The following is a 14329-nucleotide window of genomic DNA, read 5'->3' on the forward strand; positions in this document are numbered from 1 at the left end:
TAGTAGTATAACCTACTCCTGGTGAAGTACAAGATGCAATTGATGTTCCAGTATAATATCCATCAGCATCAGCATCTAAATACCATAGCGGTTGAGGAGTTACTGTTACTGTAGTACTTGCTGTTGAAGTACATCCTGCAGGAGTTGTCGCCGTAACGGTATAAGTTGTGCTTTGAATGGCAGTAACCCCAACTGGATTTTGTAGATTAGACGTAAATCCTACTGGCGAAGATGTCCAACTATATGTTGGTGCAACCGAATCTATAATTGAAACAGTATCTATGAACCAACCTGTTGATCCTGTGGAACTATCACTACCCATTCTCCAACGAAGTTGAATATTTTGACCAGCAGCCACAGCTGGTAGGTTAACAGTTACTGTTACATAAGCAGCATTAGTGCCAGACCACGCACTTCTGCCTCCTATTGGATTACTAAAAGTTGAACTAATAGTACTAGTATAACCGTTGGCCACAAAACTGCCTCCTGCAGCTACTATATCTGTAAATGCACCAGCTCCGATTTTAATTTCTAATACACCTCCGTCAAATCCAGATTCAAAGCCATATCTATGTCTAAAATTCAATTGAGCAGCAGCTGAAACAATAGCAATTGTTGGAGTTCTTAATAATTTATCACTGACACTTGCAGGATTACTAATGAAAGCTGAATTGGGTGCAGTATCTGAACCCGATACAGAAGTGACGCATGCGGTAACTTCACCAGTAACAATTGATAGCCAACCTGAAGGTAAAGCTGGAGCAGTAACACCATCAAAATTTTGTACGAAAACAATACCCGGGACAGGATTTGAAGACGAAGTCAAATTAAATGGAGTATTAAAACATACTGAAGTTGGGTTTGAAGCTGCTGCCACATTAGTTGGAACAGGACTAATAGTTATTGTTGCGCTTCCAGCTTGTGATTGTGAACAAGCAGAAGAACTTGAATCATTTACGCTAACTAAAGAGTAAACAAAAGATCCCGCTGCAGCTGTTGGCGCAGCAATTATTACACTACTACCTGAAGTGGTAGTTATTATTTGGTCAGCACCATCATTTAGTTTATACGTGAACGTATAAGGTGCAGTTCCTGCAGCTCCAGTAAAAGTAATTGAAGGTGATACAGCATTTTGACACAAACTTATTGTCCCAGTCACTGTTGCTGTTGGTAGCGGATTAACTGTAAGTACAGTTGCTGTACTTGTAACTGTGCTACAATTTATAACATCAACTGTATAACTTCCGTTATTCGCAGCTGTTGTTCCTGTGATGGTTAATGTTGCTGTAGTAGCACCCGAAACTCCTGAACCATTAGATAATGGAGGCCCGTCTTTCTTCCATACATATGTCAATGGTGTTGCGCTTGTTGCACTAACAGTAAATGTAGCTGTAGTTCCTGCACATATATTTTGTGTAGCAGGTAATGCAGTAAAAACTGCAGGTACAGAATCAACTGTAACTGAAGCTGTATTGGTTGCTGTACATCCTTGATTGGAAGTAGCGGTAACACTATAAACTGTGCTTACATTTGGATTAGCTGTAGCAGGCGCGCCTGTTGCACTAAATCCTGAAGGTGTTGACGACCATGCATAACTATAAGTTATCGGAGTCACTGGAGTGAAACGGTAAATTCTACCATTTGTAGGTTTAGTACTAATGGAATTTGCACTCGTTGAAGTACTCAAGGCTGGTGAAGCACTTGTATCTTGTAACGAAATAAAGTTACTCGACGCTGTACCCATCAATCCAATGGATGCAGAACCTGAACTAATTGCTGTCGATTCTCTTCTATAAACATATTCAACAACATTTGTAGTTTCATATAGTTTCACTTGATAAGAAATTACTGGAGTAGTTGACGCATAATTCCATTCCATATTCAACCATTCAACAGTTAATACTCTGTTTGGTGCAGTACCACTTAATTGATAGGTTAAACCTGCCGTAAGTTGTGTATCATCCCACAGAGGAGCCAATCCAGGTCTTTCAGTTGACGTTGTAGAGGCTAAATCATTAGCTGCTGATTGCGTTCCAGCAGATCCAAATACAAGTTGTCCATTTGAAGATGCTCGGAATGCAGTATATGCTGTTCCACCATAAGTAAAACTAAATCCAGATCCAGGAACAATGTTTCCTGACATAGTATCGTCAGCAGTAGCAGCTAATCCAGATGAAGTACCTCCAACTAAAGCGGTAAAAGTTCCAGCTACCGAAGCAAACTGATAAGGTGTTGTATTAATCAAATAAGTAGTACCTCCTGCAGCTGTTGGAACAGCGCTTAAAGCAACTGAACCTCCAGGACAAACAGTAGCTGGAGCAGCAGAAGCCACAACAGTAAACGAAGTTCCTACGCCAACATTAACGGTAGCACTATTAGTACAACCGTTTGAATCAGTTCCCAAAACGGTATACGAAGTAGTTACTGAAGGCGTTACTGAAATACCCGCCGTAGTATCGCTAGACGCAGCAGGAGATGATGACCATACATAATTTCCGGCATCACTTCCGCTGGCAGTTAAGGTAACTGCAGCACCAGGTAAACAGTAAGAAGCGCTTGACTGAGCAATAGCAATTGCAGGTCGTATTACTGAGATAACCGCTTCGTTAGAGTCAACGTTTGCACATGGACCTGAACTAGTAACGAAGGCTTTGTAGTAATAGTTACCAATTGGTGTAATAAGTGCTGTAGTGGTAACTGTTAATGAATAAGTACTTCCTGATATAGCGGTAGCATAAGTAACGCCCGCTGGAGGGCTAGTCGTTAAAACAGTATAAGTACCACCCGCTGAGGTAGCATATTTCCAAACTACTGAATCCACAGTTCCTAAAGTAGTAATACTTAAAGTTACTGGGGCTGCACTAGGTGCCGCACAAACTTTAACTGGAACAGTAGAAAGATTAGGGTCAAATGTAATCGGGCTGCCAACTTTCAAAGTTGCAACTTCGCTTGGCAATGACTCATTTACAAAGGCTTTAAATTTTAAAGTTGCTGGACTTGAAATTCCAGATACATTTAATATTTTGTAATTACATCCTGTTGGATCGCCTGCATCTAACGGATGCGAAAAGGTTAATCCTGATACAGCAGATGTATTTTCTCCAAGATATAAAAACGTATCATCGACATCAATTAACGAAATAGCAGAATAACTTAACCCATTATTGGTACTCACTTGCCATTCAACTAAATAAGCCGGATCTCCGTTTGTAACTACACTAAACTGTGCTGTCGTAGGAGTTGGCAAACAAATGTTCACGTCACTTGGACTAGCGGCAATACCGGTACTGCTTACTGTTAATGTAACATCATCTGTACTCAAATCGGCACAAGGAGAAGGTGGAGTCAATAAACATCTGTAAATCGCACCACTTATAGCTGTACCTGTACCTGCGTTACTTACCGTCAACACAGATGAATCAACGTCTGCATAATTAGCATTATTTACTAAGTTAGTATACGTAGTAGGTCCCGTTTTTCTCTGCCACTGATACCCATAAGTGATTCCTGTTGTACCTACAACTGTATAAGTAGTTCCGAATCCTGTAGCCGCAACTTTATTGGTAGGCTGCGTCACTATAGTTCCTGGGTCATTAACATTAACCGTAATTTGTCTTGTCGATTGACAGAAAGTACTAGTATTGGTAGTAGTAACCGTGTAAATTTGAGTACTTACCGGATTTGCAAGAACTGATTGAATATCAAGAACCGTTATTCCAGTACTTGGAGACCAAGAGTACGTATTATTGTTTTCTGGTATGGTGATAGTCGCACCTGTACCTTTACAAACTGTAATGCTGTTGGCTAAGGTAATAACTGGTACAGCATTTACGTTTACAATTGTGCTAGCTGGAGCTGCAGAACAAGTTCCGTTAGTTGCCGAAGCAGTATAAGTAGTTTGAACACTTGGTTTAGCATACAAAGTAGTAGCCGAATTACCTGGTACATATTCATTACCTGCAGTAGCAAGAGCATTAGTATATAATGTACTAGCTGGAGTTGCTGTCCAGGTAATTGGAGCTGTAGGACTAATTAAAGTTGTTACTCTAACCTCATCAACTGCCCAATACCAATCATATCCAGCAACATACCTAAATCTAACTTTAACATTGGTTTGATTTAAAAATGGTGCAGGTACAGCAAATGAAGTTGTTGCAAATGCAGTAGAAGAACCAATATCAGTAACTAAGTCATTTCGCAAAACTGTAAACGTAGCAAAATTATCTGAAGATATTTCTACTGCAGCTTGTGTACTAGTAGGATTATTTAAATATTCATTAAATGAAAGTGTTAGATTAGTGTAACCCGTTGTATTTATTGACGAAGAAATTAAGTTCGTATTTACAGTCACACCAGAACCTCCAGCATCCGCATCTGCTAATACAAATCCGTTAGTAGACCCACTATAGGTAACACCTGTAACATATCCATTTGCACGAGGAGTCCAGTTTGAAACCGCGTTAGAAGATCCTGTAGTTGCAGTAAAAGAACCTAGTCCACTGTCAAAATTTTCAACATAGACATTCTGAATAAAAGGTGTAATAGATCCGCCTGTTGCTGTTAAAGTAACAATAGTACCATCACAAACCGTGGCCGCACTTGGAATCACTGAAACCGCACTTGGAGTGGCTAAAATAACAACTGCAACAGTAGCGGGACTAGTAGTACAACTATTTGAATCTACGCCAACAACACTATAAGTAGTTGTTACAGTTGGAGAAACCGATGGGTTTGCAAGTATTGAGTTAAATCCAGCTGGAATGGAGGTCCATGTATAGGTAGCAGCTCCACTGACACTTAAGTTTGCACTTCCACCCACACAGAAATTAGTGTTATCTGTAGAAGCGGTGATAGTAGCTGGAGTATTTACTGTAACGGTAACTACACTAGAATATACAGCGCCTGTTGGATTAGATGTACAAAATACTTTTAATCTGTAATAAGTAGTAGTCGTAATAGTACCTGTAGCTAAATTAGCATAGGCTGAAGCTACAGATCCAATTGGTGTTCCTGCTGTAGCAAAGTTATTGGTAGATGATTCCCATTGGTATCGTGTTCCTGTACCTGAACTATATCCCGTTGCAGCTATATTCGTAGAACCTGAGTTACAAAATGTAGATGCTACTGCATTGGCAGTTCCTCCTACTGGTGTTGTACAAGTCAAACAAGTTCCAGAGTATATAGCTTGTAAAGCAAAACCTCCTCCAACTCCGCTAATATCAGATGTAAGTTGAACTGTAATTGACTGACCAGGAGCACTGCTGAAAGGAGTTATAGTACCTCCAGAAGAATTACTATAAGTATACAATAAAGTTCCTCCTGTACCTACTCCACTATAAAATCTCAAGTAATCATAATTGGTTTCTAAATATGTATAAGAGCCACTAATAGAAATAACACCAGTCCCTGAATTATCTAAAACTAAATAGCCATCACTATTATTTGCATAATCAAGTGAAGGTCCTCCATTATCATAAATTAATGTATTAGTTCCACAGTCAATTGTAGTATTTCCAGTTGTTGGTACATTAGCTGAACCACAACTTACTCCTGCGAAAGAAACCGTATTGGAATAACTAGTAGTACTGCTATTAGAACATGTTGTTGCTAATCTATAATAAGTTGTTCCTGCAACACTAGTAGCGCTATAAGATGTACCAGTCCCTAAATTGGTCCAAGGATTACTATTTGTTGTTGAGGATTGCCATTGATAGGTAATACCTGTACCCGTTGTTAAGCCAGAAGACGTAAAATTAAGGTTTCCTCCTGAACATGCTGAAGCTTGTGAAATAGCAATAGTACCATTATTAGGGGCTCCAGTACAAGCTACACCAGCCGTATAAACAAGCGAGACATTGTCAACTGTAGGAGAAACATGTGGTGCGATACCATCACTTTTGAATGAAAAAACTATTCTAACAGTTGTTCCTGCTAATGAAGTTAAATTAATCTGTGGCATTGCGGTGAAAGCGGAATAAACTGTAGCTGTATTAGTAAATCTGATATTATATCCAGCTCCCGGAACTGTACCACTACTAGGGGTATTGGCAGTAGTTGTAGTAGATACATAAAAAAAGTCGTAAGTATTATCTACGGCGATCTGTTTGTAAAAATAATTTAAGAATACATTAGTAGCACCAGCCGGAATAGCAATATCCCTATAAAAATGATGCACTACATTTGCATTAATCCCATTAGCATTTGCAGCAGCACCAGCATATGCAGCTCGCGTGACTCCCTGCGCACCGCCTGCTGTTCCTACCTGCCAAGTTCTAGTACCAGAACCAACATACGTCCAAGAATTTGCTGTAAAAGTTGTTCCGGTTTCAAAACCACCATCACCTGTTCCAGATAATAAAACAGTCTGAGCTTTCAAATTATTCCCTGAAAAACAAATAGCAAAAAACAGCATTAAACTCAGTAGCCACTTCATTCGAGTTGTGCTACTAGAATTTGCCTCTTTATCAATTAAATCCAATCCCTGCGAACTGAGTTTCGATAACTTTCGATAACTCAATAAATTGTAGTTATTCATCATAATTTTAGAATTAGGTTTATTAATGATGTCAAGATAAAAATAATGTTACGTTAAAAATAAGTTAATCGATTACTAACTTATATACTCGATTAAAGACGAAAATTTTCTTGAAAAATAAACTATGGCTAAAAAATTGTGATTTTTTATTGAGTATATAAAATTGAATTCACCTGTAAAAAATTAAAAACCTTCTATAAACGAAGAATTTATAGTGTGAGACCGTATCTAAAAATTTGTATAAATAGAAAATATAAAAAAAGACCCAACACATCTACAATGTATAGGAACGGGTATTAATCATAAATTAAATTTATTTACAACGAGCAAAGTCTTATAAAAAAACAACTACTATCAGAAAAAAGTCTACTGATACTGCTTTTCATAGTATTCTTGATATGCACCTGATGTAACATTATCCAACCAATCTTGATTCGTCAAAAACCACTCAATTGTTTTTTCTAAACCTTGCTCAAAAGTTACAGAAGGTTTCCATCCTAACTCTTTGTTGATTTTAGAAGCATCAATAGCATAGCGCAAATCATGTCCTGGTCTATCTTTTACATACGAAATCAGTTTTTCAGATTCACCAGGTTCTCGACCTAATTTAGAATCCATTTGACTACATAGTAACTTTACTAAGTCAATGTTTTGCCATTCGTTAAAGCCGCCAATATTATACGTTTGATGATTCTTCCCTTCGTGGAAAACTAAATCAATTGCGATGGCATGGTCAATAACATAAAGCCAGTCACGTGTATATTTTCCATCGCCATAAACAGGCAGCGCTTTATTATTGATAATATTGTGAATGAATAACGGAACTAGTTTTTCTGGGAAATGATTTGGCCCATAATTATTAGAACAGTTAGTAATAACATACGGCAATCCGTAAGTTTCGCCATACGCTCTAACAAAATGATCTGAACTTGCTTTTGAAGCGGAATAAGGAGAATTTGGGTCATATGGAGTTGTTTCGGTAAACAGCCCTTCTGCACCTAAACTTCCATAAACCTCATCCGTTGAGATATGATAAAAACGTTTTCCTTCAAAGTTGTCTTTCCAGATGGTTTTAGCGGCATTCAATAAATTCATTGTTCCAATAACATTCGTTCTTACAAACGCCAAGGGATCAGTTATCGACCGGTCCACATGTGACTCTGCAGCCAAATGTAAAACACCATCAAATTGATGTTTCTGAAACAAGTCATTTATAAAATCAGCATCGACTATATCTCCTTTCACGAAAGTATAATTGGGCAATTGATCAATATCGGCAATGTTTTCAAGATTACCCGCATACGTTAGGGCGTCCAAATTAAAAATCTGATACTTCGGATATTTGGTTACAAATCGTCTAACGACATGAGAACCAATAAACCCTGCTCCACCTGTTATTAAAATTTTTTTCATTTAAATAAATATTATTTTCAAAAATGTTGATTTAATTTGTACTAGCTTGTTAGATCGCAGGAAATAAAACCTTTACTATAGCACTTCGACCCTTCGACTAAGCTCAGGGCAGGCTAAGCACAGTGTGACAAAGCTCTTCTAATTATATCTTAGGGTTGTAATTAATTACTTAAATTCTATACTACGACTAATGAAATAGAAGACATCTTTACAATTTTCCGTCTGCTTTTTCCTTTAAAACTCCTTTTACGTCAAATACTACCGCATTTTCTGTTTTTAAAATCTCAAAATCAATTCCCGTAAATTCTCTGTGAGCAACTGCAAGTACTATGGCATCAAATTTTCCTGACGGTAATTTTGAAACCGTTGATAATCCATATTCATGCATCACTTCAGAAGGATTTGCCCATGGATCATAAATGGTTATATTAGTTTCAAAATCTTGTAAAGCGTTTACAACATCTACTACTTTTGTATTTCTAACATCTGGACAGTTTTCTTTAAAAGCTATTCCTAACATTAATATTTTGGAGCCATTAACTTTGATGTTTTTCTTAATCATCATCTTGATAACCTGAGAAGCAACATATTCTCCCATACTATCATTCAATCGTCTACCTGCCAAAATAATTTCGGGATGGTAGCCCTTTTCTTGGGCTTTTTGTGCTAAATAATAGGGATCAACACCTATACAGTGTCCGCCTACTAACCCTGGTTTAAAGGGCAGAAAGTTCCATTTGGTTCCGGCTGCTTCCAATACTGCATGGGTATCAATTTCTAATAAATTAAAAATCTTAGCCAACTCATTCACAAACGCAATATTGATATCGCGTTGAGAATTCTCGATAACTTTTGCTGCTTCTGCCACTTTTATTGAGGGTGCCAAATGCGTTCCGGCCGTGATAACTGATTTATACAGTTGATCGACTTTCTGTCCGATTTCTGGAGTGGAACCTGAAGTTACTTTGAGTATTTTCTCAACCGTATGTTCCTTATCTCCCGGATTGATTCGTTCTGGAGAATACCCCGCAAAGAAATCAACGTTGAATTTCAATCCGCTTACCCGTTCTAACACTGGAATGCATTCTTCTTCAGTTACTCCGGGATAAACCGTTGATTCGTAAATAACAATATCACCTTTTTTTAATACTTTTCCAACTGTTTCGCTCGATTTATATAGTGGTGTTAAATCGGGACGATTATTTTTATCAACTGGCGTTGGAACAGTAACTATGTAATAATTACAAGTAGCAATATCTGCTAAAGTATGACTGCACAGCAATCCATTCTTATTTGAAACCGAAGAAACAAGAACATTTTTCAAAGTAATCTCATCTATTTCAAGTGTAGCGTCGATTCCAGCGTTCAACTCTTGAATTCTATTCTGATTGATATCAAACCCGACAACCGGATATTTTGTCGCGAATAATCGCGCTAATGGCAATCCCACATATCCTAATCCGATAACAGCTATTTTAATACTCATTTGTTTTTTTTTACTAATTAAATCTTAACTTTTTACATAATTTAAACACCAATAGACTGATAAATAAATCCAATAGATTTTAATTTATCACCATCTAAAAGATTTCTTCCATCAAAAATGAAAGCCGGCTTCAACATAGCGTCATAAATTTTTTGCCAATCATATTCATTAAACTCGTCCCACTCTGTTAGCACAGCAACTGCATGTGCATTTTTACAAGCATCATAGGCGTTTTCATGCGAAGTAATGTGTTTTTCATTTTCTGCAGGCTTCCTCGTATCGAGATAATCCAAATCAGAAAGCACTTGTTTTTGAGAAACTTTTGGGTCATATAAAGCAATATTTGCCTGCTCATTGATCAAATCATCGGCAACGTAAATCGCTGCAGACTCTCTTGTATCGTTGGTATCTTTTTTAAATGCCCATCCTAAAAAGGTTATTTTTTTTCCAGAAACGGTGTTGTAAAGTGTTTGTACAATGTTTTTAGAAAAACGTCTTTTTTGGTGGTCGTTCATTATGATCACTTGTTCCCAATAATCAGCTACTTCATTTAATCCGAATGCTTTTGAAATGTAAACCAGATTTAGAATATCTTTTTGAAAACAAGATCCTCCAAATCCAACCGAAGCTTTGAGGAATTTAGGCCCGATTCTACTGTCCATTCCAATTGCTTTGGCTACTTCATTGACATTGGCTTCCGTTTTTTCACATAATTCAGAAATGGCATTGATTGACGAAACTCGTTGTGCTAAAAACGCATTGGCAACCAATTTAGATAATTCAGAAGACCAAACATTAGTCCTTAAAATTCTATCCGTTGGAACCCAATTTGCATAAACATCCACTAAAGATTGAATAGCCAACTGACCTTCTGGCGTTGATTCTCCTCCTATTAGAACTCGATCCGGATTCAATAAATCAGGAACTGCCGTACCTTCTGCAAGGAACTCTGGATTAGATAGAATCTGAAACTGAACACCGTTTCCGGTATTATCCAAAATACTTTTTAATGCTTCTGCCGTTCTAACGGGCAATGTTGATTTTTCAACAATGATTTTATTATTTTTAGCTACTCTGGCAATTTGTCTGGCGCACAATTCAATATGTTTTAAATCGGCTGCCATTCCTTTTCCGGTACCATAAGTTTTTGTTGGGGTATTTACAGATATGAAGATTAATTCTGCTTCGTCAATCGCTTTATCAACTTCTGTAGAAAAGAATAAATTTTTGCCCCGAACATTTGCAACAATTTCATTCAGTCCTGGCTCATATATCGGAATATTGTTAACATCTTTATCATTCCATGCCGCAATTCGCGCTTCGTTCAAATCGACTACCGTAACTTTAATATCGGGGCATTTCTGAGCTATGACCGCCATCGTTGGTCCACCAACATATCCCGCTCCGATACAACAAATATTTTTAATTTTCATTCTACTATTCTATTTTAAATTTTCCCAATACCATTTTACAGCTTCTTTAAGACCAGACTTAAAAGAATATTGCGGATTATAGTGTAATAATTGTTTTGCTTTGTCAATACTTGCCAAAGAATGGGGAATATCTCCTGCTCTATTTGGTCCGTAGATGATTTCAACATTTGCAATTTCCGAATCAAAGGCTGAAAGGTATTCTTTTAAATAAGTTACCATATCATTTAGCGTAGTTCTGTCACCAAATGCGGTATTATAAACTGTATTAACCGCTTCCGGATTCTGGGTCAACATAGCCAACTCGTTCATCTGGATTACATTGTCTATATAGGTGAAATCTCTTGAGAAATTTCCATCACCATTAATTACGGGACTTTCGTGCGCCATTAGTTGCATTACAAATTTTGGAATTACTGCCGCATAAGCTCCATTAGGATCCTGTTTTCTTCCAAATACGTTGAAATAGCGTAATCCAATTGTTTCCAAACCATAGGTTTTATTGAAAATATCGGCATATAATTCGTTTACATATTTGGTAATAGCATAAGGTGACAGCGGTTTTCCAATTTTATCTTCTACTTTTGGCAGACTTTCAGAATCGCCATAAGTGGAAGAACTAGCTGCGTAGACAAATCTTTTAACGTTAGCATCTCTAGACGCGACCAACATATTCAAAAAGCCAGACACGTTTACATCGTTACTAGTAATAGGGTCGTTTATCGACCGGGGAACAGAACCCAAAGCAGCTTGGTGTAGCACATATTCTACATTCGCCACCGCTTTGTTACAATCTTCTAAATTTCGGATATCGCCTTCAATCAACTCGAAATTTTCATGCTGGATAAAATCCTTAATCGCGTGCCTGTGACCTGTAGCGAAGTTATCCAAACATACCACGAAATATTCTTTTGATAAAAAATACTCACACAGATTAGATCCAATAAATCCTGCACCACCTGTAATCAACACTGCTGTTTTATTGTTTATCATCTACCTACCTTTTTTAACAAACGATATTTCCATTTTGCAAAAAATTCTTTTGGTTCTTCTTCTTCATGGTAGCCACTTCCGTAACCATACCCATAGCTATATCCGTATCCATATCCATAACCGTATCCAACACCATATTTTGCTTTGTTTTCATAGCCATTAAAGATGATGCTCACATTATTGAGCTCGCCACGTTTGGTCCTATTGTTCAGTAACGTCAACATTTCTTTTTTGGTGAAATTTTGTCGAACCACATACAAAGTAACATCACAATATTGCGACAATTCTAAAGCATCTGAAACCAATCCAACTGGTGGCGTATCCAAAATAATGTAATCGTATGTTTTTTTCAATTCCTGTATCATCTCCTTCATCGAATCCCCAAGTATCAACTCGGATGGATTTGGCGGAATTGGTCCCGATGTAATTACGTCTAGAAAAGGAACGTGCGTATGTTGGATAACTTCTTCCAACGTATTATCACCTATGAGATAGTTGACTGCACCGAGTTCATTCTTAATATTAAAATCGTCAAAAATTTTAGGTTTTCTTAAATCGAGACCCAAAATGATTGTTTTCTTTTCGCTCAATGCGAATACGGTTGCGATATTTATGGAACAAAAGGTTTTTCCTTCACCACTAACAGAAGAAGTCAACATTAGTGTTTTTGTTCCCTGAACACTTTGCTTTTTGTATAAAAATTGTAAGGAAGAACGAATTGCTCTGAATGATTCTGAAAGTGCCGATTTTGGTCGTTCAAATACGGATAAGTTACTATCAGAATGTTTTACTCCAACAATACCGATAAGTGGTAATTGTGTATGAGCTGAAATATCTTCAATATTTTGAACCGAGTTGCTTATGAAGAAAATAAAAAATACAAATATCAGAGGAACCAAAAGTCCCATAAAAAATGCCAAAACGTAGTTAACGCTAGTTTTAGGACCCAACAATCCGCCACCAACATCTTTCGCAGGATCAATATACTGAATATCTGGTAGGTTAGCGGCTTTTACAATAGCGGCTTCTTGACGCTTTTGTAAAAATGTATTATAAATATTGTCATTAAGATTGTATTTTCTAGATAGCTTTAACCATTCTTGTTTGTTTTCAGGAAGTGAACTTATCTCACCTTCAATTTTTGCTAGTTTTTGATTTACTAAATTTAAATCATATAACAAGGATACATTATACGAATTCGCATTTTCGAGTAATACTTTTTTTACCGATGAGATTTCGTTATCTATTCTTTCATATAAAACTTGTCCTTTAAATGAATAGGCTAATTCTGAACGCTGAACCGAAAGTGCAATAAGATTTGATACGTTTACATTTATATTTGGTTCATCAATTCCCGCAACAGTTGGAGCTGGTAATTTTGAAAAATCTGTGCTGTTTTTCAAATATTTTTTTAAGGTATTTAGATAGGCTATTTTTCGTTCTACCTCGTCTTTATTAGCATCATATTGTGTAAATTGCTGTTTAAAATTTAAACCACCACCCTCAATATCTATAACATTATTATTTTTGCCGAAGTTTTTTAAGTCATCTCCTGAATTCTTAAGTTGACCTTCCATTTTGCTCATTTGTTCGTCAATGAAGTTTATGGTGTTTTCAGCAAATTTATTTTTACTATCTAACTGTCGCTTAATTAAAACATCAACAGTTGTATTTAAAAAATCAACCATTCTCGCTTTATTATTTCCTTGACGCGCCAATTTTAAAATAGAACCCGATTTTTCATCAACGATAACATTGATTTCCATTGCCCTTGAAACCGTTTCATCAAAGCTATTGAAACGTACTAAAACTTCTTGATTGAAGGTCTTATCTTTAACATCCGTTAAATCAAGTCTAAAATTAAGAAATGGCAGATTAACCTCTTCCCCTACTTTAAAAATTTTCTTAAATTCTCCTAGTGGTACATTTGCGATGTCCATTTTAGAATTATCATATCGGATAACTGCAGCATTATTTGCTTGAAATAATACAGTTACTTGATACGAATCGGTGGAAACCATTTTTACTTTTATAAACTGATTCAGCAAATTATTTTCGCTTTTGTTTAAAGTAATTTTAAATGGGACCGCACCATAAACATCCTTCAAAAAATATTTGGTCTGTTTCATGTAATCAATATAAAACTGCATTTTATCGACTACCATTTCATTATGAGACCTAGATTTAAGGGTAGTTGAGACTGTCTGAACTTTATCCGATGTACCACCCCAATTAAATACTAAACTTGTATTTGCCGTAAAAAATGGATTATTTTCCTCTTTAACGGCAATAGTAGTTTCTATACCATAAATTTTCTGTTTTCTCACGTTCACTTGATGCGCAATAGCGAAAGCTACGATAAGACCAACAGCGAACCATTTCCAATAACTCAACGTTTTGATTAAAAAGCCTTTAAAATCAAAGCTGTTTTGTTTATCAAAAAAAGTAAAATCTTTTACGTCTAACATGAAA

General features: G+C 36.7%; 6 protein-coding genes. All 6 read right to left on the minus strand.

From position 1 onward, the window contains the following. Positions 1–6538: immunoglobulin domain-containing protein (locus PSU83_RS00005; RefSeq protein WP_363319829.1), on the minus strand; the 6538-nt coding region annotated here is incomplete at its 3' end. Between the two features lie 363 nt (positions 6539–6901). Continuing rightward, entirely contained in the window at positions 6902–7948 is a 1047-nt protein-coding gene (rfbB, locus tag PSU83_RS00010; RefSeq protein ID WP_300585312.1) for a dTDP-glucose 4,6-dehydratase, read from the minus strand. Positions 7949–8156: 208 nt separating this feature from the next. Next, complete coding sequence (locus PSU83_RS00015; RefSeq protein WP_300585314.1) at positions 8157–9434, minus strand: nucleotide sugar dehydrogenase; 1278 nt, start codon at positions 9432–9434, stop codon at positions 8157–8159. 41 nt (positions 9435–9475) lie between these two features. Beyond that, the gene (locus PSU83_RS00020; RefSeq protein WP_300585316.1) at positions 9476–10867 is read right to left on the minus strand and encodes a UDP-glucose 6-dehydrogenase; all 1392 of its coding nucleotides are present in this window, start codon (positions 10865–10867) and stop codon (positions 9476–9478) included. 9 nt (positions 10868–10876) lie between these two features. Continuing rightward, positions 10877–11857 (minus strand): SDR family oxidoreductase, encoded by a 981-nt coding sequence (locus PSU83_RS00025; protein ID WP_300585318.1) that lies wholly within the window; start codon positions 11855–11857, stop codon positions 10877–10879. After that, positions 11854–14325 carry a tyrosine-protein kinase gene (locus PSU83_RS00030; RefSeq protein ID WP_300585320.1) on the minus strand — a complete coding sequence of 824 codons (2472 nt, stop codon included), beginning with the start codon at positions 14323–14325 and terminating at the stop codon, positions 11854–11856. Before PSU83_RS00030 ends, PSU83_RS00025 begins: the two co-directional genes overlap by 4 nt. Between the last annotated feature and the right edge of the window lie 4 nt (positions 14326–14329).

Origin of the sequence: Flavobacterium sp. (genome assembly GCF_029945805.1) — a bacterium.
GTDB lineage: Bacteria > Bacteroidota > Bacteroidia > Flavobacteriales > Flavobacteriaceae > Flavobacterium.